Here is a 22,001-nt window from a genome sequence, read left to right as displayed (position 1 = left end):
GTCGCCGGGCGACACGACCGTCCGGATCGAGTCGGCTCGAGCACCTCGGGCATCGGTTTTCAGTCCGGCTGGCACGGTGTGTCGCGGTCGGGGATTCGTCCGTAGACGAGATAGTCCACCGTGACGGCTCGGGCACATGAGCTGGTGCCGGGGACAGAACCGGGGAGGCTCTTGGGTTTGGTCTGCGGCAGGACGAGGTGGCCGGGCTTGCCGACCACGGTAACCAGGCGTGCCTTTGGGATGGTCGAGCGGACGGCGCGGGCGCCCGAGATCGGGGTGACCGGGTCTCGCTCGTTGGCGAGGAGAACTGCGGAGCCGATCCGGTCGTAGCCCACCGAGCCTGTGTCGGTGTGGGGTTCGGGCCAGAACGCGCATACCGCGGCAAAACCCATGCCCAAGTAGGTCAATGGCGCGCTAGCGGCGAGTTGTCTTGCGGTGTCGACGACTTCGTCGAGGTTGTGGCTCCAGGGGCCGATATTGCAGTTTCGGGCGGTCCACCAGCCGATGCGCGAACTGGCGAGGAGGACATCCTGGGCAAGCTCGTCCAGCAGGGGCGTCATCCGAAATGTCGTGGCGGCATTGAGTTGTGTCGTAGCCGAGGGGGAGTCGATCGCGGTGCGCAAGGTCAGTAGTTTGCGTTCCAGCACTGCATAGGGGCTGTTGTCGACGCCGAAGAACAGGGTGTTGAGATCATTGCCGCTGAAGGTGCGGTCGAGCGGTAGCGGGATCGGGTGGGCGGTGAGGTCGGCGCGCAGTCTGGTCAGCGCCGCGAGGACCGCGCCAGGGCTGTCACCGAATATCGTGCCGCGTGCGGCGAGCCACGGTGCGAACTGTTGCTCAATCACCTTCTGCTGGCGCAAGAATCGTTCGGCATATCCCGCTGTGGTGGAGACCGCTGGGTCGGCCACCGAGTCGAGCACCATGCGATCGACGCGGTCGGGGAAGGTACGCGCCAGTTCGAGGCCGAGCAGTGTGCCCTGTGAGGCGCCGAGATAGCTCCAGGTCGGTGCACCCAATAGTGTGCGCACCAGGTCCAGATCCCGGACGGTCTGCCAGTACGTGATGGTCCCGGCGGTGGACGCATCCGGTGTCCGGTCGACACATGACCGAACCCAGTCGCGGGCTTGTCCCAATTGCAGTCGCACCGATTCGGCCGAGAAGTCCAGTACATCGGTGCGATCGTTGCGACCGGTGCCCAGGAGCAGCGGATCGCCCGAAATGGTTGCGTCGCAGTCCTGGTCGGTGCTGGACAGGCGGGTGCCGCGCGGATCGAAACCCAGCAGATCGTAGGTCTCGCGCAGCTCGGGAAATGCGGTCGCCCACTCGATCGGATTGAGCAAGGACCCCGCTCCGGGACCGCCTGGGCTGGTCAACAGCTGTCGTGATGTCGGCTTTCGGGCGGCGAGCCGCGAGATTTCGAAGGTCGCGACCGGCCCGGCTTCGGGCTGCGTCCAATCCAGCGGAGTGCGCACCGTCGCGCAATCCAACCCGTCGAGCAGGGGCGCACGAACACCGGCCGCCGGATTGCCGTTCGCGGCGGCGACCAGACTGGCCTCGGTGCATGGCTTCCAGTCCAGGCGCTGGGCCGTGATCGCTGCGGGGATCTGCGGTGCGCTGTCGGGCAGATCGATGAAATGTGCAGGTGGCGGCTGGAATTCGAGGTCGTACGAGGTGTCGGCCGAGGCATGTCCGGCCGCGAGTGACAAGACAACCGCCAATACCGGCAGCACGATGACAGGTCGCCGTACTCGGCGCATGGAATCCCCCTCTACCCAAATGGGCCTTGCGCCAGTCTAATCAGAGGTGTCCGGATCTCGACCAGTTCATCGCTGCCCGCAGCCTGCGACCTTCGCGCCAACGCTTTGTCGAGGTTCGACAGCGTCCCTTTGGCTGCGGACTGGGCGACCAATCAGGGCTGCGGCACCTTGGCAATGAATCCTCCGAGTGCATGCCGAGGCGCTAGCCAACGCCGCGTCCGAGGCTGCTGAGTGAGCGGACTCGGTTTGGGGGCAACATAACTCGGGTCGTGCGATGCGAGCCATCGCCGACTATGTTCGGGGCCCTACCGCCCAACATATGAGGAGTTTCAGATGTTCGCACTGCGTGGAATCTTCGTCGGCGCCCTGATCGCGGCAGCGACCATGGTTGGCGGCGGGGCCGCGATGGCCGACACCATTCCGCTCGAATCGTTCACTCCGACCCCGACCGAATCCGTCGCCGGGGGACTGTGCAACTCCAACGACCTCATCGCCCTGTGGTGCTTGATCGCCAGCCCATCGGCGTAAGTGTCTTTGCACGAACAATACTGAGGTGATGTCGACGGAACCGGTGCTGACCAAAGCTCGAGCGCTGTGGGAAGGCTTGGCTGCGGTGCCGGTTTCGTTCTCATCGCCGATCGGCGTCAGTGTCGTGGTCTCGCCGAAGGCCCTGCCCCGCTACACCATCGGCCGGGATGCCGCGCTGGTTAGCCCGCCTGGCCCGGTTGCTGTCCGCCCGCTAGACCACATTCTCGCCGCCAACCTGCGTCGCCACTGTCCCGAAGTAAATCGACCCCGATCGGTCGCGCGTCCTGAGGAAGTGGCTCGGTAAGGCGCTGCGCACCTGAAGGTTTCGACGTTCGTCTCGTTACTCGACGTGCGGTGTCTCGGGTCGGCTTTGGAAGATGCGGTGGGCGTCGGCGATCGCCATGTGGCCGAAGGCGAGGATGTCGCGGCGACGGGAGAGTCGGTCTCGGTAGAGCGATCGGCGAGAGTCGTTGCGCCGCACGCGCAGCGCCTCGTCGACGATGCGGTGCCAGCGGCGGGGGAAGGATTGCAGGGCGTGGCGGCCTGCGCCCTCTTTCGAGGTGATGTCGCCGGTGGCGATGGTGTAGTGCAGGCGGGCGATGCCGGTGACGGTCCAGGCGGTGGCGTAATCGGTGAGGAGGAAGAGGCCGTCTTTGCTGAGCAGCTGAGCTGCTCGAGTCAGTCCGGCGGACCAGTAGTCATCGAGGTTGGTGTTCTGCCAAGCGGCCAGCGCATTGGGATCGGTCCAGATGTCGACGTCGGCAGCGGCTGGTCCGCGCAGGGTGACACCGTGCTCGGCGACGGTGTGCCAAGTGACCGGATTATGCTGGCCGCCATCGAGTTTCGACAGTCGTCCGCTGTTGCTGGATGGTCGCTCGCCCGTGGCTTGCGGGCCTGCCGCAAGGTCGTTCCAGGTGAGGTAGATCCCGTCGAAGAATGGGCGACGGCTCCGTTCGCGGAGTGCTGCGTGCACTCGTTCGAGCGCGTCGAGGTCGGTGGGGTTGGGCGGTTTCGCGGTGACCGCGACGAAGTCGATGTCACTGGTATGCGGTCGGAAATCGTTGAGCGCCAACGATCCTTCCAGATACAGGCCTTCGATCAGACCGGGAGCCTCGGCATCGGCCGAGGTCAGATAGAACTCGACGGTGTCTTCGACGACTGCGTGGAGTGACATGAATCCGAGTCTGCCGGAATCGAGTCCGATCGCGGCGGGGCTTCATGGTCAACGGCAGATGGCAGTGGTCGTCTGCCGTTGACCATGAAATGGACTTGCTACGTTCAGAACTGAGGGTGGTCGAATGTTCCGTTGAGCACTCCGGTGGTGAAGACGTCCCACTCACCGGGGGTGAAGACGAGCGCGGAACCGCTGGGGTTCTTGGAGTCGCGGACTCCGACGAGGCCATTGGTGAGGAAGGCGACCTCTACACACTCATCTTTGCCCGAGCTGCGGCCGCTCTTGAACCAATGGGCTCCAGATAGGTGAACACTCATGCTTCGTACTCCCTCGCTATCTGCCTGAGCAGATGTCGACTCGCCACGTCGTCCAGCGCAGCGTGCTCAAAGGCGGCGTAGATCTGATGGTATCGCCTGACGTCATCGGGTTTTTCGAGGTACATGGCGCCCACCGTGCCCTCCAGGTAGACCACCGGTGGCTCGGTGGGGACTCCGGTTGCGGTGACTCCGAAGTCCAGGATGACGAAGGGCCCGCCAGCAATGCCGAGAGGGAATCCCGCGCTGAACGGCAGTACTCGGACATTGACGTTCGGGCGCGTAGACATATCGGCAATGTGGCGAAGTTGTGCGGTCATCACTTGCGGACTGCCGGATACCCGGCGTAGCGCGGCCTCGCAAACCACAGCGGACAGTCGCACCGGCTTGATCTTGCGGGTCAGAATGTTCTGCCGCTGAACCTTGACCTGAATCCATCTGTCGTGCTCAGCTTCGTCACCGTCGGGATCATCGTGGAGGAGTCCACGAACGTAGTCCGTTGTTTGGAGCAGTCCAGGTATGAGGTCTGGCTGACAAGTCCTCAGTTCGACTGCTGCAGACTCCAATCCGACGTACACATTGAAATGCTTCGGGATCAAGTCGCCGTATTGTTGCCACCAGGTCTTCACACTCGCCTGCCGGGCCAGCCCAATGAACGCCTCGACCAGGTCGCTCGGCACGCCGTACAGATCGCACGCGGCCTGGATATCGCGCGCCTTGATCCGGCTGTTCTGACCGCGCTCCAGGCGTTGCAGACTGCTCGAACCCATCTCCAGTAGCTCGGCAGCCTTCTGCTGACTCATCCCCGCACGACTGCGCCATTCCGTCAGATACCGGCCGAGTTGCCTTCGTGGCAGAGTAGATCCGGTGTCCGGCATGAAGTCCTCCCCACTTCGGGCGGGCCGCTCGACCCGCATCGGGTAGATCATGGCAACTGCCGCGGGAGGTTTGCTGGGGATTCGGGAGACTTCATTCGGGCCGCCTGAAGCCGCACACATCACCACCGTGACAGGTGTTTTGTTGACGTGCGCCCGGTGAAGCGGCAGGGAGTCCACCGCAAACCTAGCAGCTTCGCTATCCGCCGGGCGCACCCTTGAACCGGCGATGCGAGTCGAGGCCTCTCATGAACAACCTGATGTTCACGGACACACCAGCTTCGCGCTGCGCCTACTACCGGCGCACCTGTGGTCTACCTGCGGGCATCCACCCCGAGGCCGGTCGAATCATCCTGCGCGCAGGCCTGGTCGGTGCGATCACCATGCCCGCCCCGCTCGGTCAACGCGTCCGCGACGACCTGCTGCACAACCGAATCACCCTCGGCCCCATCATTTCTCACTTGCGGTCCAGACGGTGGACCTTCCTATGCCGCCCCGACCTGCCGAACGACATGAGCCTGTTCCCGGAACTGCTGCGCCTCAACGTCACCCTCGTCCCGCCTGGCGCCGAGATCGCCTTGCCCGCACCCATCGACACCCGTACCGGCCACCGCCACTGGATAGTTGCTCCGCGCGACACCTTCCGCCCTTCCGGCCTGATCCTCCTCACCGCACTACGCTCCTGCACCACGAGAGGCCCTCGGTGCTGACCGACCCGCTGCCCCCGAAACATCAACTGCTGCAAGCCTGTCGGGGCGAACTGGCGGCGGATCATCCACTGCTCCGCCGCGCACGCGAGCTGACCGACCTGCATGAGCAACGATTGTGCGCGGCCAGAGACACGATCGACGATCGCAGGTACATCGATGACATCGACTCGCGGCGTGCAGGTTTGGTACGCGACATCGACCGCTGGATCACCCTGCAATTGCCACCCTCGCACGGTGCCGCGCACATTCATACCGAAACCCTCGGCGTCGTTATCGACCGCCTCGCCCAATTCACCGCTTGCGCGTTCGCGGCTCTGGCCAGCGCATCGCCATGGGAACTAGGCGACGCTTGGGAACAGCTGGCCGAATTAGCTGTCGGCTACGACGATTTGGCTGCCGAGGTGTGTGCTGGGCGCAGGCGCCTGCCCGGCGGGCCGTAGTGCCCTCTTACCACGTTGCTTTGGTCTGCTCGTTTTCCATGCGGTAGTAGCGACGGGTGAGGTCGAGGAGACGAGCTATTTCGTTGGTCATCGATGTGGGGCTCATGGGGGTGGCGACGATCGGGTCGCCGGACTTGATGTAGTAGCGGCCGTCGTCGGCATAGTCGGTCCAGAGGAAGCCGCGGCCGTCGTTGGTCGGCCTGGAATCTATTGCAGGGCCTGGGAATACGGTGATTTCGCCGACGGCGGTGCGATCGCGCTTGAACATGCGGTTGAGTTGATCGTTGATGCTGACTTCGTTCGCGCGACGACTGTAGCGTTGGCGGTCGGCGGCGATCTCGTCTCTGCGGAAACTGACGGCGGGTTGTGTGCCCGCCTGTGCTTTCGGCAGCGCGGCCACCGCCGCGGCGGCCACCTCGTTCGGCGCGCACAAGCCCATGATCACGTCGCCGCCGGTGTCCTCGGCCGTGCCGGGCAGCTGGATGAGGGTGGCGCCGGAGCCATTTCGGACCGCGCCGTGGAATCGGAACACCGCGGCGAGACCGGAACCGCCGAAACCCTTGGATTCGACGCGGGTTTCGGGCTCCAGCAACGTCGACAAGGCGAGTTCGAGATTCTCCGAATACCGGGGGAGCAGTGCCTGGACCGCCGACTCTCGTTGCCGCACCAGATCATCCCAATCGACCGCGGTGGTCGGGCGGAAGGCCAGCGGATACGGCAGGCGGTCGCGACCGTAGGCCGACCAGAGAATGTCGAACTCCTGGCCGGTGAATCTCCAGCTGCGCACGCTCAGTTTTCCCCGATCACCGGCGGCACGGCTTTCTTCGGCTCACCGAGGAGCTCCTCCGACCAGTCCCGGATCAAGTAATCCTTGGTCTGATGCGTGCCTTCGTCGTCGTCCTTCTTGCCGCCCGCAGCACCACCCATCGGCATGCCGCCCATGCCGGGGCGACCTGCGGCGCCGGTACTGGTACCCGCGCGAGCGGCCAGCGGTGCCACAGTTCCCGGCTGTGGGGTGCCGGGGATGCTGCGGCCCGGGGACGGTGTGCCGGAAGTGCTTGGGGTGCCCGGACTTCCGGGGGAGCGGGTCGTCGACGGGCTGCCCGGCGTGGTGCTGCGGCTGGGTATCGGAGTCACCCCGGGTGTAGTGCCTGGAGCGTTCGGGCTCGTCGTGCTGGCAGCAGTGGTGCTCGGCGTCGACGCGGGATTGTTTGCCTGAGTGGTCGATTGAGGTGTTGTGCCGGCGGGATTGGTCTGCGACTTATCGCTGGCCGTTTGCGTGCCGGGCGAGTTCTGATCCTGCGACGGATCCCCGGACTTGTCGCCGGATTTATCGCCCGACTTGTCGTCGGACGTGGTCGGGTTCTCCTGCTTCGGCTGATCGCCAGTGCCGGAAGGACTCGGGGAGTTCGACGACGGTGACGGAGGACTGACCGGCTGATTCGGATTGTTCACCAGCGTCGGGCTATTCGGCACCACCGGAACACCGTTGTCGGTCTGGTTCGCAACCTGCCAGTAGACCGTCCGCAGCACCCGCCGCGCTTCCGCCGTTGCCTCGGTTTGGTTGTGGTCATCGACCTTCAGTACACCCTCGCTGGGCAGCGTCTTGCCACGCAGATCAGGGCTGCTGTCGCCGGTGCGGGGCATCAGTGCCTGCGTTTGATGCAGACCGGTGTACAGCTCGGACAGCTTGACAGAGATGAGTTCGGTGGAAAGTGTCAGTTGCTGCGACATATCTACATACCGGCCGACCGATTGGACCGCCTGATCTGCGGCCTGACCTTCCCACCCATTGGCGACAGTTGCCTTGATCGCGTCACCAAACGCGTGCGACTTCTCCCGGAACGCGGCACTGATGTTCTGCCACATCTGCGAGGCTTCCCACGCTCGACCTGGTTGCATCACCTCGACCTTGCTGATCAGATCCTTTAGCGTGCCTGTCTCGATCACGAGCAGATCCGCGCCAGGGTCGGCGATCGACGGCGGATCATAGCCCTGCTCTAGCTCCTGCGCCAGTTTGCTGCGGTGCGAGTAAATAGCGGTACGGTCGTCATTCCACTGCTGCTGAGCCGCAATGATCCGCGCTTGGTAGTCGTCCTGACTCATGAGCTGCCCACCCCCGGGATGTTGATGGCCGCTATGTCCTGACGGTTGCTTTCGTCTACTGCTGAATAGTTCGCCATGGCCTGCGCGAAAACTTGGCGCATGAGTTTGACTTCTTCGACGTGAGTCTCGAGGGAAGCCTCGAGCGACGTGTCACCGCCCGTGCCCTTGAGAGAGAACTTTCGCTCCAAGATTGGGCCCGACGGCATTCCACCGAAGCCGGAAAGGTACTGAATGGATCGAGTGGAGTCGCGGACGTCATCGAGGCCATCCAGATATGCCTCACACTTGGCGTCCAGGTCCTTCCCGACCTCTGGACGCAGCACCAACTCGCCCGCGTTGGCACGATCGAGTAGCTGTCGCCAGTCTGATGGTTGTGCAGCCGAGGCCATTGTTCAGTTCCCTCCGCCAGGCAAATACTTTGCGAACTCGTTCGCGTGCCGGGTCGCCTGTTCGCACGGGTCGCCGAGCCTGCCTACTGAGTAGCGTGTGGTGACCAGGAATCCCACGGTCCCTTTGACTTTCCCTTGGGGGACCTCGACAGCTACGCCGCAATCGAGTTGCTTGTCGTCGCCGACGAATGAGAAGCGCAATGATGGGCGCCCCCCGACGGTCAGGGGCGTGAAGTTCTCGAAGTCTTTACGGTCCTGGAACTGCTGCAGAGTGGGTTCACCAGAGAGCACTGCGAGGGTGTACCAGCGGGCGGATGACCTCCAACTGCACACCTGCCAGCCTGTCGGGTCGATACCTACCAGGTCTTTGGTCCGCGTGTCCGGGCTGAGTTCACCGGCCCGCAGGGCATCGTCCGGAAGCTGAGTACACGGATCCCAAATCGCCGCATCCGGATCCTTCGCCCCCGACGGCTTCACACTCGAACTCGTCGCCCCGGTCGCACTCGCCACCCCACTCGTCGTAGGCGACCCATCCGTCGTCTTCTGGCACCCCGCCAACACCAGCACAACTCCCACTACTAGGGCGATACCACGCAGCTTGTTCCCCCTGCTGGTCATCCGTTCCCCTTACCGCCGGTGCGTGAAGTCCATCCGAGGTGGATGCGTCCCGGTGCCCACCCCTGTTACCTGGGCAAACCGTACCGCCGACCACTCACGAGCCGCAACAACACGTGCTCATTTGGCAGCCGATCGGCAGTTCTCGCGGCGAGCCGGGAGCGCGAACTTCACGCGGCAGCGCTCAGCAAACCGTTTGCCCACCTGGCAAAGCGGCGCCGCCGATTACCCGCGCTGCGCCCCGAGTAACGTGCCGTCATACATCGGCCGCGGCCGGTCGGGGTTCTCCTGAATGTGCTCGGTGGCCCGAGTGATCGCCTGGCTGTACCGCGCACTCGCCGCATTGTGGGTCAGCAGCGCGACACCGATCATCATCGGCGCGACCGCGTGCACGCCGGCGTCGAACCAGCGCGCGTCTCGAACGTGCGGGTAGGTGTTCAGTCCGATTGTCAGCGCGAGCAACACGATTTCGGCCGCGACGACCTGGGTGCGGCTGTTCAGCACACCCCACTCGGCCAGCTTGGTGGTGCCGATCATGATGATCACCAGACAGACGCTGATCATCGCCTCGACCAGATAGCTGAACCAGTACAGCGGATCGGTGACGCCGTCCGGCGCGATGTTGTGCTGCACGTTGACCGCCGACCACAGCATGCCCGCGATCACCACGCCCGCCAGCGCGCGCAGCGACCAGGCGCGATGCCGGTACAGCGAGGCGAGCTGAGCGTGCGGGCTGGACTCGCGGCGCTGCGCGGCAATGGCTTTGCGCGCCATCAGCAGGTCGCGGATGTCGGCCTTTTCGATGGCTTCTTTGGTCTGCCTGGCGCGGTCGGCGGCGTTGGAGACGGCCTCGGCGTACTTCCAGCGCTGCCCGCGGTCCTGGGTGCGGATGCGCTCGGCCAGTTCACGTTCGGCTTCCAGCTCGTCCTCGGCGAGTGCCTCGGTCAGCGCGGGATCGAACTGGTAGGCCAGTCGACCGCGGGCCCGCTCGACCCGCCTTGCCAACTGCGCGACTTCGTCGAAGGGGTGTTCCTCGGGCATGCTGCTCCAAAAGTGGATGGGCTGAACGGAACTCGACAAATCGGGAGATGCCGGGCTGCCCGATCACCGGGAGCTGGGTAGTAGCTCGCTGCGAGGGTAGCGGACAGGTGGCATCGACACCTACTCTTCATAGTCGATTCCGCGCGCCGAGGACACGCTCGAGCGTGATCTGCGCCGAAAATCCCGGCGAGTCACTCGGGCTCGATGGCCATGTCTTCCTGGCTCCAGTAGGCGCGCATGCGCGTGATCTTGCCCGCGTCGTCGAATTCCATCACGTCGATGGGCGAGAGGGTGAAGCGCTGTCCGGCGACCCGCGTGACGATGGTGAACATGAACGCCGCCTCGTTGCCGCCGATGCGCACGGTCTCCGGCCGCAGTTCGGTGTCCCGGTCGAGCGCGGCGAGCACGTCGTAGAACTCGCGGATGGCGGCGTGCCCGTTGCGGGCCGGCGTGCCGATCGGATCTTCGACGGTCGCGTAGGGTGCGTAGAGCTCGACGATGGCCTCGGTCGGGCCTGCGCCGACCAGCTTGACGTACTGCTCGATCACATCGCGGATCTGCTTGGTCATCGGAACTCCTGCCGAATTGGAACGTGTTCTAATTCGGCACAGTAGCAGCACAGCCGCGGGGGCGGTCAAGGATCGGTTCGCGCTGACGTTGCGCTGTCCACGACCCGGACACGGTGGCTCGGGCCGTGGGGATTCCCCCCGAAAGTTGGAATGCCCCCGCAGTCGCTGTGCTGTTGTCGGCACCCGCGTGCTGGGACACGGTGACGACCCGAAAACTCGATCGCGCCCGCTGCCGGGGATCGTCATTGATCCCCCGTGGTTCGCCGTTGAACCTTTATCCCGCGCTGATGCTTTCGTACATTCTGTCGCTCCGACCGGGCGCCGTGTTACCACCGGTCCGCCTAGCGGAACAGGGGCCGTTTCGGGCTACTTTGCCCGTTGATTACTGCTTTCGTCGGCCCCGAGCCAGGAAACTCATCGCTAACTCCGCCGAACCGGTCCCGGTGTGTCGGCCTTGCACTGCCGGTGAAGTGCTGTTTACTCGGTCCGGTCAACCAGATGTTCGAGTGACGAGTGGAAGCGGAGGAGACATGGCACTGCCTACCATGACCGCGGAGCAGCGCACTGAAGCGTTGGCCAAAGCGGCAGCGGTCCGCAAGGCGCGCTCCGAACTGATCGGCAAGGTGAAGGCGGGCAAGGTTTCGGTCGCCGACCTGCTGAAGAAGGCCGACTCAGATGAGCTGGTCAAGAAGACCAAGGTCGCCGCGGTGATCAAGGCTCTGCCCGGTGTCGGACCGGTGAAGGCCGCCAAGTTGATGGATCAGGCGGAGATCCCGGAGGATCGTCGGATCGGCGGGCTCGGCGCACGTCAGCGTGCGGCGTTGCTCGACGCCCTGAAGGACTGATCAGCTAGATTCGCGGTTGATCCAACCGGGGAACGAAACCTCACGTCGGTGGCGCGGCTCTGCCTCGCGAAGGACCGCCTGCTCGCGGTCCTGACCACGTAGCTCAGCCCCCAGCCGCACAGACAGTTCAAACGCCCCACAGCGCCTATACGGGCTGTGGGGCGTTGTCGTCGGTGCGGGTCGGGGCGAGGCGTGCTCAGCGTCGGCGACGGGGGAACTTGACGTTGAACGGTGCCGGGTCCGACAACGGGATGTCGCCGCGTGGCGGCAGCAGTAGGCAGGCGAGACCGAGGACGATCAGCAAGCCCGCCGCAATGAGACTGATGGCGAAACTGATCCCGCTCGTATCCATGGGCGGATGGAAGGCGTGATAGACGAAATGCGGCACGCTGAAGACCAGCCAGCCGATGCCCGCGATGCGCGCCGCGGCGGTGCTGTTGAAGACGAGGGCGGCGATGGTCACCGCGGCGAGCCCCAGGAAGAACGCGCCCACGTCGCCCGCGAGGTGGTGGTTGTACGGGCCGTCGGCGGAGATCCAGTGCATGCCGAAGCCGGGAAAGCTGGTGTACCAGGAATGCGGCGCGATGGTCGCCCACAGCCCGATGACGATGCCCTGAACGGCCAAGACCGCCAAGACGATTCGGGTGCTCAACAGGCGGCGGCGGTACTGCTCGAACCGCATCCGCACGCGTAACCCCTCTTGCGTGCCCTCCACCGAAAACCGCATCGGTCTCTCCGTTCCCGCCCGACTGCTCCGATTAGGTTGCTGCCACGGTAAAACGGACATCCGGTCCAGGCAAGGGTGATCAGGCCAGCATCGACGTGGCGTTCGGCGTGGCGACGATTCGATCCGGATGGGTGTAGACGTTCATCGTGTCGCCGCGCAGGAACGCCGCGAGGGTGAGGCCCGTCTCGGCCGCCAGATCGACCGCGAGCGAACTGGGTGCGGAGACGGCGCCGAGCAGCGGAATGCCCGCCATCGCCGCCTTCTGCACCAGCTCGAACGAGGCGCGGCCGCTGACGATGAGCACCAGATCGCTTGCGGGAACGAGATTTTCCCGCAGCGCCCAGCCGATCACCTTGTCCACGGCGTTGTGTCGGCCGATGTCCTCGCGCACCGCGAGGGCCGTGCCCTTGGTGGTGAACAGGCCCGCCGCGTGCAGGCCGCCGGTTGCCTCGAACAGGATCTGCTTGCTGCGCAAGGTATCCGGCATGCCCGCCAGCACCTGCGTGTCCACCGCGGCCCCGCCCTCGGCGATCGGGTATTTGGAGAGCGTGCGGACCTCGTCGAGGGCGGTCTTGCCGCAGAGGCCGCAGGCGCCGGTGGTCAGGAAGTTCCGTGGCCGCATCGGGGCCGGGTTGCGCAGCGTGAGGTCGAGGACGTTGTAGGTTTGCCGACCGTCGTCGTCGGTGCCCGCACAGTAGCGGGCCGCCATGATCTCCTCGGCGACGCCGATCATGCCCTCGCTCAACAGGAATCCGTGCACCAGGTCGACATCGTTGCCCGGGGTGCGCATGGTGACGGTCAGCGATTCGCCGCCGATCCGGATCTCGAGTGGCTCTTCGACGGCCAGGGTGTCGGGGCGTTGGATCTCACCCGTCGGCGAGATCCGGCGCATTCTGCGGCGGGCGGTGACTCTACTCATGGCTGGCCCGCTCGAGTCTGACGGTCACCGACTTGGACACCGGCGTATTCGACCGCGCCGCGACATGGTCCAGCGGGACAAGGGGATTCGTCTCCGGGTAGTAGGCCGCCGCGTTGCCGCGCGGGGTCGGGTAGGCGATGAGCCGGAAACCCTTGACGCTGCGTTCGGTGCCGTCGGTCCATTCCGAGATCACGTCGACGAGATCGTCTTCGGCGAAGCCTAGGGCGGTGATGTCGTCGGGGTGCACCAGTACCACCTTGCGGCCGCCGTGCACGCCGCGGTAGCGGTCGTCCAGGCCGTAGATGGTGGTGTTGTACTGGTCGTGGCTGCGCAGCGTCTGCAGGATCAGCCTGCCCTCGGGGACCGGGGTCCAGCTGAGTTCGTTCACCGCGAAGTTGGCTTTGCCTGTGCTGGTACGGAATTCGCGGCTGTCCCGGGGCGGGTGCGGTAGGACGAAGCCGTTGCGGGCGCGCACCCGGGTGTTGTAGTCGGTACAGCCGGGGACCACCCGGGAGATCGCGTCGCGGATGGTGTCGTAGTCGCGCCGGAAGCGCGCCCAGGGGACCGGGTGGTCCGCGCCGAACAGGGTGAGCGCGAGATCGCAGACGATGGCGACCTCGCTGCGCAGGTGCTCGCTCACCGGCTTCAGTCTGCCGGTGGACAGGTGCACCATCGACATCGAATCCTCCACCGACACCTGCTGTTTCAGGCCGTCGCGCAGATCCTGATCGGTGCGGCCGAGGGTGGGCAGGATCAGCGCGGTCCGGCCGTGCACCACATGGCTGCGGTTGAGCTTGGTGGAAACCTGCACGGTCAGTGCGCAATTGCGCAGCGCGGCCTCGGTCACCGCGGTGTCCGGGGTGGCCGAGACGAAGTTGCCGCCCATCCCGAAGAAGACTTCCGCCCGCCCGTCCCGCATGGCGCGGATGGCGTCGACCGTGTCGAAGCCGTGCTCGCGCGGGCTGGTGATGCCGAATTCCCGGTCCAGCGCGTCGAGGAACGCGTCGGGCATCTTCTCCCAGATGCCCATGGTGCGGTCGCCCTGCACGTTGGAATGCCCGCGGACCGGGCAGACGCCCGCGCCCGGCTTGCCGATCATGCCGCGCAACAGCAGCAGATTCGTCGCCTCCTCGATGGTGGCGACGCCATGCGCCTGCTGGGTGAGGCCCATCGCCCAGCAGATGATGACGTTCTTCGATTCGGCCAATTGCTTTGCGGTGCGGTCGAGTTCGGCCCGAGTGAGGCCCGTCGCCGCCAGTACCGTGTCGAAATCGACCGCGCGGACCTGCTTTTCGTATTCGGCGAAACCGGCGCAGTGCGCGTCGACGAACTCCTGGTCCACCACCGTGCCCGGCGCGCGATCGTCGGCCTCGAACAGCAGCCTGCCCAGCGCCTGGAACAGCGCCATGTCGCCGCCGAGGCGGATCTGCAGGAAGTGGTCGGCGATGGACACGCCGGTGGTGAAACCCTTCACGGTCTGCGGATCGCGGAAGCCGAGCAGGCCGGTCTCGGGCAGCGGATTGATCGCGATGATCTTCGCGCCCTTGGTCTTGGCGTCGGCCAGCGCGCTGAGCATCCGCGGATGGTTGGTGCCCGGGTTCTGGCCTGCGACGATGATGAGATCGGCGGCGGCGAAGTCATCGATCGAGACCGAACCCTTGCCGATGCCGATCGAGCTGGTCAGCGCGGCGCCCGAGGACTCGTGACACATGTTCGAGCAGTCCGGCAGATTGTTCGTACCGAAACTACGGACCAGCAGTTGGTAGAGGAACGCGGTCTCGTTGCTGGTGCGACCGGAGGTGTAGAAGACGGCCTCGTCGGGAGATGCCAAGGCCCCCAGGTGATCCGCGACCAGCCGGTAGGCGTCGTCCCAGGCGATGGGGGAGTAATGGGTGTCGCCGGGCCGCAACACCATCGGGTGCGTCAGCCTGCCCTGCTGGCCGAGCCAATAGCCCGACTTGTCCGCCAGGTCATCGATCGAATGCGCGGCGAAGAACTCCGGCGTGACCGTGCGCAGTGTCGCCTCCTCGGCGACCGCCTTCGCGCCGTTCTCACAGAACTCGGCCGGGCGGCGATGACCGGTCGGCTCCGGCCAGGCACAACCGGGACAATCGAAGCCGTGCACCTGATTGACCCGAGCGAGGGTGCGGGCGGTCCGGATCACGCCCATCTCCTCGACCGCGCGTTTCATCGACACCGCGACTGCGGTGACACCCGCAGCCTGCTCTTTCGGCGCGGTCACGCTTAGCGCGGACTCATCGATATCCTCGGTCGGCCCATTACGGTGCATAGTTCGTATTGTCCTCTTCGCGCTGTCTGAGTCGGGCAGGGCACCAGCTACTTCGATGGTATGCACTCGAGGCGATGCGGGTGCGGTACACGCTGACCGTAGTGGGTAGCGCCATCCCCAGATCCCGCACCAGCGCTAACTCGGCGATAGCCGGACAACTGGGCTCGTCCGAGTTGACTCCGCATTGGCGCACACGGCATTACGATGCGGGGGATCGCACGCACGTAGGCGCGGTCGTACGGAGTCCGCCATCGAGCCGGGCAGGGTCGGCGCGAGGGGCGGGTACGCCTACCGAGAGCATGGCCGATGGGGACGCTGGCACCAGTTGCTGCGCGTGCCGGCGCAGGGCGTCGGCAGGTGGGGAACAGACGCGCGAGCCGAGTTGCTGGGCTGCTGTGTGGGGTTGTGCTGCTTGGGTTTTCGGCTTTGGGTAACGCGGGTTCGGTAGCGGCGGCGCCTGTCGTGGTCGAGCCGCAGTGGTGGTCGCCAGATCGTGGGCTGACGGAACCCGGGACTCGCGCTGGGCCTGTGCTTGCACGGCAGCCGACGTTTTCGCCACCGCCGGGGGATGGCGGCGGGACGCACGATGGGCAGGTTTCGCCCGCTCCGGCGCAGCAGCCGCCCCCGCCGGATGACAGCGGGACACGCGACGGACCGTTGCCGCGTCGGCTGAACCAGCCTTGCGGCGGGTCGGCGGGGACGACCTGCACTAGTGTTCCGCCAACAAGCGAGACCCAGACGCCGGATGTCACGACTTCGCCCGTCACCACTACGCCCGTCACCACTCCGCCTAGTACGAGCCCGCCCATGACGAGCCCGCCCATCACGACGACGACACCGCCGCCCGACACCTCGACGACACCGCCCGATCAGCCGTCCGAAGTGATCCCGCCGCCCCCGGCGGAGACGATCCCGCCACCGCCGCCACTGGTCAGAACGCCGGATGCTGTTGCGCCACCTAGGAATCCGGTGCGAAAACCGGCATCAGCGCCGCCCGGTCCCGTGGTGCTCCCACCCCCGCCGCCTCGATTACCGCCTCCTGAGATGGATCTCACGCCGTCATCGGTCGGGCCCGGTGCTGGAGTCACGGCCAGTGGTCACGGATGTGATCCGCAGGCACCGGTCGATGTGACGATCGGGGACGTGGCCGTCGGGAAGACGGTTGCCGGAGTGGATGGGGCGTTCGAGGTGCCGCTCGTCACCGGGACGGTGGATGTCGGCAGGTATCAGGTGACGGCGAAATGTGGGCGCACGCTGGTCGCGCCGCTGGATGTGGTGCTGGTCGGCAGTATCGGGGCGGGCACATTCACGGTGACCGTGATTCTGTTCTTCCTCGTGCTCGGTGGGTGGTATTACGGACACCGCCTCGCGGCGCATCTACTTGCGCGGAGGGCCGAATGAGCCTTGGGTCCCAGGGCATTCGGCGGATTGTCTGGCCGGTGCTGTTGCTGATCGTGCTGGGCTGGACGGCGGCGCAGGCGGATGCGCGACCCGACGGGGTCGACATGGCCGCGAACATCGATGGGCACGATATCGCGGGGACGTCGGCGGATCGGCCGTTGCGGCTCGTGCCGGACAGCACCATTCGGATCGCGATCGAGTTGACGAACAATACGAGTGACCCGCTGGAGATCCGGCACGTCGATCTCGCGGGACACGTGCTCGGTCTCGGCTTCTTCTCCTACTCCACCGCCGTCGAATTGACTGTTGCGCCAGGCAAAGCCGAGTCGCTGCAGTATCGGCTGGAGCTGCGCGGGTTGGCGGCGCAGGCGACCGGGTTCATCGGCGGTGAGCTCGCGGTCTACGGCGGGAGCGACGCACCGGTGGCCGCGATACCGGTGATCACCGATGTGCGCGGATCGCTGTGGTCGGTGTACGGATTCTTCGGGCTCGCGCTTGCCGTGCTCACCGTGCTCGGTTTCGCGGACACGGCATTGGCGATTGCGCGGCAACGACTTTCGGACAAGCGCTGGCAGCGCGGAGTGCGGGTGCTCGCGCCGGGACTCGGGCTCGGCCTGGTGTTCGCGTTCATCGCGTCGGTGGCGCGGTGGTGGGTGCCCGACACCGGTCTGTGGTTGGCCTTCGCGGGAGTTACTGCGGCCGTTGCGTTTCTACTCGGCTACGCGTCGCCGCCGCCGGAACCGGACGGCGATCTAGACGACGCCGCGGAGCCTCTCGATGAGGCCGAAATCGATCGATTTCCAGCCGAAGGACCGAAGCCCGTACCCGAGTAGGTGGATGGTGCGCGCGCGGCGTGGCTGTTCGACTGCAGCGCGGGTCAGGAGTCGCGATGGTCTTCGTTGGGGCAGCGGTAGGTGAGTACTCGTTCGCTGATGCGGACACTCCAGCCGGGGCGGAGTTCAGTGGGGTCGGTGCCGATTCGGGTCCACTGGTCGGTGCCGGGCGGGGCGATGAAGGTGCCGGACGTGGCGGCGGCGTCGCGGACGAAGACCTTGCCGCGGGCGACCGAGACGTAGGCGTGCACGCGCGAGACGTGGCGGTCGCGCTGGATGACGATGGGGGCGGCGGTGGCAGCGCGGACGGAGTCGTCGGTCTGCGGGCCGCGGCCGATGACGTAGGGGCGGTCGAGGGGGTAGGCGGTGCCATTCTCGAGGACGAGCCTGCCTGCGGCTTGGTCGTGCTCGGCGGCGGGGCGCATGAGGCGGGTGGCGCGGTCGGCCGAGGTCTTGTGCAGTGCAACGGGTTCGGGTCGTGCTCCGGGCTGGTGCGTTTGGGACCAGGCGAGCTGGCGGTCCGCGGCAGGACGGGCGCCGATCGGCGGGCGCGGCCTTGCCCGTGGCCGCGCCGATTCGCTCGGGTGGAGCTTGGTGGCGGAGGCGGCTGCGGCGGATCGGGTCGCCGAGGGGCCGGATTTCGATGCGGACTGGCCGGTGGCGGACTTGGCCGCGGACGAGGCCGGGGCGCTCGACGTCGCGGAAGTCACGGAGGTCGGCGCATCGGACGTTGCCGAGGCTGCGGAGGTCGGACTATCCGAGTCCGCAGCGGCAGCGGAATCCGAAGTGGCAGAGTCCGCGGAGGCGGAGGAATCCGAAGTCGCCGAGCCTGCGGAGGTAGGCGTACCGGAAGGCGTGGAGGTGGAGACATCGACGGCCTCGTCGGCACCGGTGGGTTCGGGAGTGGCGGCGAATCCGGCGGCAACGGTCGGCGCGGGCTCGGATGCCGACGAGCGGGGTGATGAGGAGCTTGACGTGGGCGGGTTGGGTGCCCCGGAACTCGATGTGGCGGCAGACGGGCGCGATGAGGCGGAACTCGACGCCGACCGGTGGGGTGACGCGGACGGGCGGGGTGTCGCGGAACCTTTGGTCGTTTTGGTCGCACGACGAACAGCGACGTTAAGAACGAAGCCACCGCCGGGCACAACACCTGCGCGCAGATCGGTGCGCGGCAATGCCTTCAGCGCCGTTCCGGTGTCGGTGCCGACGGTGATCCGGCGCAACGGTTCGCGCACGATCTCATCGACCCAGGTGAACGCGCGTGCCCCGTCGAGCCGTCGAGTTCCCTCCGCACCGTTGATCTCGGCGAAGACGGGCCCGCGTAGCAGGATCAGCGTCCCGTCGCTGGTCGGTGCGACCACGCCGAACGGTGGCGTCTCGGACGTCCCGCCGAAAACCACGGTGGCCAACCGTTGGGCCAGCGCCGCTCCGGGATGTTCGGCCTCCGCGACCGCCTCGATGCTGCCGAGGATCCGATCCGTGGCGGCGGTTTCACCAGCCAGATAGACAACGACGCCACCGAAGCGCGCGACAAGGCCATGACCTTGCGCGATACCAACAGTGGCTGGCTTGCTGCGCATCCGCGCCCTCCTTCCCGGCGCACTACCGACATTCGAGCCCAGCATAGAGCGTGTGCCTCGGACGGATCGGCGCGTGGCGGCGGTAGGTGGGACTCGCGCGGAGATGTTGTGGCACTCAGGCTGAAGAATTGGCCGACCGCTGAATTCAGCAGTGCCGCCGTGATTCTCGTCGTTCATCCGGCAACAGGCCGACCGATCGTGGATCCCCGCGGCGTGGTGTTCGTCCCGTTTCGCCCGTAAACGCAAATGTGGTGACCATCTCGTTCGACACCGGGTGTGCATCGCTGCGTTCGCGCGTCGCAACCCCCGTGTGTCGGCTGGCAGCACCGCTTCGTCTGCCAGGCCGACATCGGATAGGCAGCACAGCGCACCTGGAATTCACTCGTTGCAACTGTTCGTGCGGGACACTCACTCTCCGCAGCAAGACCGAGCACCGTTTCTGCCAACCGGACACCCAGTACAGGGTTGCACGGCTGACAGAAGCGGTGCTCGGCCTCAGTCCGCGAGCATCGGGGTGGATGCCCAGCGTTCAGCTGGTGAATTCGGCGGCGTTCTCCTCGAGCCAGCTGGCGAAGGTGCGCGGCGGGCGGCCGGTGAGGGTGGCGACGGTGTCGGTGATCTCCGTCGGGATGCCGTCGCTGAGCCGCCAGTAGTCGAGCAGTCCGTCGGCGTAGGCGGCGGGCATGTAGTCGGCCATCTGCTGCTTCCACGCTTCGGGCGTGACTTTGTCGACAACGATAGTGCGACCGGTGATTTCGGCGACGAGATCGATCTGCTCGGTGAAGGTGAGCGTCTCGGGTCCGGTCAGTGTGTGCTGTTCCCCGCGCTGTTCCGGCGTGGTGAGCAGCGCGTACGCGGCTGCGGCGACGTCGATTTCGTGGATCGGATCGGTGTAGGCATTCGGATAGGGCAGGTTGATCGGACGGTCGGCCTTGATCGCCCAGGCCCAGCTGCGGGCATTGCCCGCGAAGGCGCCCGGACGCAGCACGCTGACCGTCATCGGGGCGTCGGCGAGCCCGAGTTCGGCGTCGAGGTGGGCCTTCGCGATCGGATTGGCGGCGGGGCCGAGCACCGAGGACGAGGACAGCAGCACGATGTGCTCGACACCGGCTTCGGTTGCGGCAGCGACGAATTCGTTGATCGAAGCGGCCTCCGCGTAGAGGAACACGGAGGTGACGCCGGCGAGCGCGGCGGGAAAGGTGTTCGGATCTTTGAGATCACAGGCGACGGCCGAGACGCCGGCGGGCAGCGGGAGTTCCGCGGGGCGGCCGGAGCCGACCCGGACGGCGTGTCCGTCGGCGTGCAGTAGGGCGAGCAGCTGGATGGCGACCGCGCCGCGGCCTCCGGTGAGGAGAATCATGAGAAATCCTTGATCAGTAGGGAATTCGAGCAGTGGATCATGAAAGGCAGCGCGAGTTCGTGGCGATTCGCGGGAACATCAGTGCTCGGCAGGCGCATTGCGTGGCAGTAAGCGCACCAGACCGCAGCTCGCGAGGGTGACGGCGGCGACGAGGAGCAGGCTGATGGTCAGCGCGTGCACCTGGCCGGCGTCGGCGGACTGGAAGTACACCGTGGTGATGGCAGCCGCGCCGATCGCGTTGGCGAGCTGCTGCACGGCGGTGAGCGACCCACCGGCACTGCCGGTTTCGGCGGGCTCGATATCACCGATGGTGACCCGGTAGATGGTCCCGAAGCAGGTGCCGAGACCGAGCCCGAGGATCAGGATCGGCACGGCCAGCGCCCACGGAGCGACGGTTGTTCCGGCGGTCACGGCGAGCGCCAGCAGCAGGCCGGTGCCCGCCAGCGTGATCAGCAGGCCGATCAGGATCAGGCTGCGACCGAGCCGGGCGATGAACCGATGTGCCGCGATCGAGGAGACCACGATGCCGACGGCCAACGGGGCAAGGCCGATCGCGGCACCGGTCGGTGTGTAGCCGAGCCCGGTCTGCAGGAACAGTGACAAGACATAGAGCAGCCCGGATACCGCGGCGAAGAACACGAGGCCGAGCAGCAGTCCCGAGGTGAAGCCCCTGTTCGTGAACAGTGTCGGCTTGATCAGCGGATCGGCGGCGGCCAGCTGGCGTCGGACGAACAAGCCGAAGCAGACCAGACCGGCGGCGAGATAGCCGAGGGGCACGGCGGTCCAACCGTGATCGGAGCCGTCGATCAGGCCGAACAGTGCACCGAACATCGCGGCACCGAGCAGCCCGGCACCGAGTCCGTCGATGGACACGGTGCGGTCGCCACTATCGACCGGCAGCAGGCGGTAGGCGGCGGCGAACGCGGCGCCACCGAGCACGATGTTGATCAAAAACATGGCGCGCCAACCGAATCCGAACAGATCGGCGTCGATCAGGAAGCCGGCCAGGATCGGGCCACCGACCCCGGAAAGGCCGAGGGCGGGACCGAACACGCTGAACGCCTTGCCGAGCTGTTCGCGCGGGAAGACGGCGGTCAGGATGCCGAAACCCTGCGGAATCAGCAGCGCACCGAACGCGCCCTGAACCAGCCGGGCGGCGATGATCGAGGTCGAGTCGAACGCCAGGCCGCAGGCGACCGAGGCGGCGGTGAACCCGGCCAGGCCGATCAGGAACAGGCGGCGCTTGCCGAACCGATCGCCGAGCCGGCCGCCGACGACCAGCAGCACGCCGAGCGCGAGGGCGTAGCTCGCACCGAGCCACTGGATCAGTGACTGCCCGCCGAGCAGGTCCTCGGCGATGGTCGGGGCGGCGATGTTGGTGATCGTCGAGTCGAGCAGGTCGAGGACCTCGACCGCGATGATGACGGCGAGTACGGCCCACATCCGGCTGGTGACCTGGGGAGTTGCGGGGGTGAAGTGCGTGGCGGTGGTCATGGGGCACCTCCTTCGAGGTGGAGTGGCGTTCGAT

23 protein-coding genes are annotated in these 22,001 nt (G+C 66.1%); 7 read left to right on the top strand and 16 right to left on the bottom strand.

Annotated features, from left to right (window positions below; translation table 11 throughout):
* Window positions 1-59: 59 nt before the first annotated feature.
* Window positions 60-1,757, bottom strand: a complete 1,698-nt coding sequence (locus ABZ942_RS17805) for an alpha/beta fold hydrolase (RefSeq protein ID WP_357383128.1) — start codon at window positions 1,755-1,757, stop codon at window positions 60-62.
* Between the two features lie 333 nt (window positions 1,758-2,090).
* On the opposite strand from ABZ942_RS17805, the gene ABZ942_RS17800 reads away from it, so the two are divergent.
* Window positions 2,091-2,285, top strand: a complete 195-nt coding sequence (locus ABZ942_RS17800) for a hypothetical protein (protein ID WP_357383126.1) — start codon at window positions 2,091-2,093, stop codon at window positions 2,283-2,285.
* Between the two features lie 28 nt (window positions 2,286-2,313).
* Window positions 2,314-2,589, top strand: a complete 276-nt coding sequence (locus ABZ942_RS17795; protein WP_357383124.1) for a hypothetical protein — start codon at window positions 2,314-2,316, stop codon at window positions 2,587-2,589.
* 36 nt (window positions 2,590-2,625) lie between these two features.
* Here ABZ942_RS17795 and ABZ942_RS17790 read toward each other — a convergent pair whose 3' ends face one another.
* The 3 genes from ABZ942_RS17790 to ABZ942_RS17780 form a co-directional block, all read right to left on the bottom strand.
* Window positions 2,626-3,459 (bottom strand): aminoglycoside adenylyltransferase domain-containing protein, encoded by an 834-nt coding sequence (locus ABZ942_RS17790; RefSeq protein ID WP_357383122.1) that lies wholly within the window; start codon window positions 3,457-3,459, stop codon window positions 2,626-2,628.
* A gap of 104 nt (window positions 3,460-3,563) precedes the next feature.
* Window positions 3,564-3,776, bottom strand: coding sequence for a DUF397 domain-containing protein (locus ABZ942_RS17785; RefSeq protein ID WP_357383120.1), 213 nt, complete (start codon window positions 3,774-3,776; stop codon window positions 3,564-3,566).
* On the bottom strand, window positions 3,773-4,828 hold the full coding sequence (locus tag ABZ942_RS17780; RefSeq protein WP_357383118.1) for a helix-turn-helix transcriptional regulator: 1,056 nt from the start codon (window positions 4,826-4,828) through the stop codon (window positions 3,773-3,775). Before ABZ942_RS17780 ends, ABZ942_RS17785 begins: the two co-directional genes overlap by 4 nt.
* 68 nt (window positions 4,829-4,896) lie before the next feature.
* Here ABZ942_RS17780 and ABZ942_RS17775 point away from each other — a divergent pair, with 68 nt between their 5' ends.
* Window positions 4,897-5,358 (top strand): DNA-directed RNA polymerase subunit beta, encoded by a 462-nt coding sequence (locus ABZ942_RS17775; RefSeq protein WP_357383116.1) that lies wholly within the window; start codon window positions 4,897-4,899, stop codon window positions 5,356-5,358.
* The gene (locus ABZ942_RS17770; RefSeq protein WP_357383114.1) at window positions 5,352-5,798 is read left to right on the top strand and encodes a DUF4254 domain-containing protein; all 447 of its coding nucleotides are present in this window, start codon (window positions 5,352-5,354) and stop codon (window positions 5,796-5,798) included. The genes ABZ942_RS17775 and ABZ942_RS17770 overlap by 7 nt, the downstream gene beginning before the upstream one ends.
* A 7-nt stretch (window positions 5,799-5,805) precedes the next feature.
* Here ABZ942_RS17770 and ABZ942_RS17765 read toward each other — a convergent pair whose 3' ends face one another.
* The 6 genes from ABZ942_RS17765 to ABZ942_RS17740 form a co-directional block, all read right to left on the bottom strand.
* Entirely contained in the window at window positions 5,806-6,585 is a 780-nt protein-coding gene (locus ABZ942_RS17765; protein ID WP_357383112.1) for an ESX secretion-associated protein EspG, read from the bottom strand.
* 2 nt (window positions 6,586-6,587) lie between these two features.
* The gene (locus ABZ942_RS17760) at window positions 6,588-7,904 is read right to left on the bottom strand and encodes a hypothetical protein (RefSeq protein WP_357383110.1); all 1,317 of its coding nucleotides are present in this window, start codon (window positions 7,902-7,904) and stop codon (window positions 6,588-6,590) included.
* On the bottom strand, window positions 7,901-8,293 hold the full coding sequence (locus ABZ942_RS17755) for a hypothetical protein (RefSeq protein ID WP_357383108.1): 393 nt from the start codon (window positions 8,291-8,293) through the stop codon (window positions 7,901-7,903). The genes ABZ942_RS17760 and ABZ942_RS17755 overlap by 4 nt, the downstream gene beginning before the upstream one ends.
* A gap of 3 nt (window positions 8,294-8,296) precedes the next feature.
* On the bottom strand, window positions 8,297-8,911 hold the full coding sequence (locus ABZ942_RS17750) for a DUF3558 domain-containing protein (protein WP_357383106.1): 615 nt from the start codon (window positions 8,909-8,911) through the stop codon (window positions 8,297-8,299).
* 222 nt (window positions 8,912-9,133) lie between these two features.
* Entirely contained in the window at window positions 9,134-9,949 is an 816-nt protein-coding gene (locus ABZ942_RS17745) for a hypothetical protein (RefSeq protein ID WP_357383104.1), read from the bottom strand.
* 191 nt (window positions 9,950-10,140) lie between these two features.
* Window positions 10,141-10,518, bottom strand: coding sequence for a nuclear transport factor 2 family protein (locus ABZ942_RS17740; RefSeq protein ID WP_357383102.1), 378 nt, complete (start codon window positions 10,516-10,518; stop codon window positions 10,141-10,143).
* Window positions 10,519-11,048: 530 nt separating this feature from the next.
* On the opposite strand from ABZ942_RS17740, the gene mihF reads away from it, so the two are divergent.
* Window positions 11,049-11,363, top strand: a complete 315-nt coding sequence (mihF, locus tag ABZ942_RS17735) for an integration host factor, actinobacterial type (protein ID WP_029895202.1) — start codon at window positions 11,049-11,051, stop codon at window positions 11,361-11,363.
* 196 nt (window positions 11,364-11,559) lie between these two features.
* Here mihF and ABZ942_RS17730 read toward each other — a convergent pair whose 3' ends face one another.
* The 3 genes from ABZ942_RS17730 to ABZ942_RS17720 form a co-directional block, all read right to left on the bottom strand.
* Complete coding sequence (locus ABZ942_RS17730; protein WP_357383100.1) at window positions 11,560-12,090, bottom strand: hypothetical protein; 531 nt, start codon at window positions 12,088-12,090, stop codon at window positions 11,560-11,562.
* A gap of 79 nt (window positions 12,091-12,169) precedes the next feature.
* Window positions 12,170-13,009, bottom strand: coding sequence for a formate dehydrogenase accessory sulfurtransferase FdhD (gene fdhD / locus ABZ942_RS17725; RefSeq protein ID WP_357383098.1), 840 nt, complete (start codon window positions 13,007-13,009; stop codon window positions 12,170-12,172).
* Window positions 13,002-15,299 (bottom strand): FdhF/YdeP family oxidoreductase, encoded by a 2,298-nt coding sequence (locus ABZ942_RS17720; protein ID WP_357383096.1) that lies wholly within the window; start codon window positions 15,297-15,299, stop codon window positions 13,002-13,004. Before ABZ942_RS17720 ends, fdhD begins: the two co-directional genes overlap by 8 nt.
* A gap of 1,143 nt (window positions 15,300-16,442) precedes the next feature.
* On the opposite strand from ABZ942_RS17720, the gene ABZ942_RS17715 reads away from it, so the two are divergent.
* Window positions 16,443-16,700 carry a hypothetical protein gene (locus tag ABZ942_RS17715; RefSeq protein ID WP_357383094.1) on the top strand — a complete coding sequence of 86 codons (258 nt, stop codon included), beginning with the start codon at window positions 16,443-16,445 and terminating at the stop codon, window positions 16,698-16,700.
* Window positions 16,697-17,533: a hypothetical protein gene (locus ABZ942_RS17710; RefSeq protein ID WP_357383092.1), complete on the top strand. Its 837-nt coding sequence runs from the start codon at window positions 16,697-16,699 to the stop codon at window positions 17,531-17,533. Before ABZ942_RS17715 ends, ABZ942_RS17710 begins: the two co-directional genes overlap by 4 nt.
* Before the next feature lie 44 nt (window positions 17,534-17,577).
* On the opposite strand, the gene ABZ942_RS17705 is transcribed toward ABZ942_RS17710, so the two are convergent.
* From ABZ942_RS17705 to ABZ942_RS17695, 3 genes are all read right to left on the bottom strand, one after another.
* The gene (locus ABZ942_RS17705; protein ID WP_357383090.1) at window positions 17,578-19,113 is read right to left on the bottom strand and encodes an FHA domain-containing protein; all 1,536 of its coding nucleotides are present in this window, start codon (window positions 19,111-19,113) and stop codon (window positions 17,578-17,580) included.
* Window positions 19,114-19,642: 529 nt separating this feature from the next.
* On the bottom strand, window positions 19,643-20,473 hold the full coding sequence (locus ABZ942_RS17700; protein WP_357383088.1) for an NAD(P)H-binding protein: 831 nt from the start codon (window positions 20,471-20,473) through the stop codon (window positions 19,643-19,645).
* Window positions 20,474-20,551: 78 nt separating this feature from the next.
* Window positions 20,552-21,967 carry an MFS transporter gene (locus ABZ942_RS17695; RefSeq protein ID WP_357383086.1) on the bottom strand — a complete coding sequence of 472 codons (1,416 nt, stop codon included), beginning with the start codon at window positions 21,965-21,967 and terminating at the stop codon, window positions 20,552-20,554.
* Between the last annotated feature and the right edge of the window lie 34 nt (window positions 21,968-22,001).

It is taken from the genome of Nocardia sp. NPDC046473, from assembly GCF_040645995.1.
Classification (GTDB): domain Bacteria; phylum Actinomycetota; class Actinomycetes; order Mycobacteriales; family Mycobacteriaceae; genus Nocardia.
Note: the sequence above shows the minus strand (reverse complement) of the source record. Positions and strands in the feature narration are given on the sequence as shown.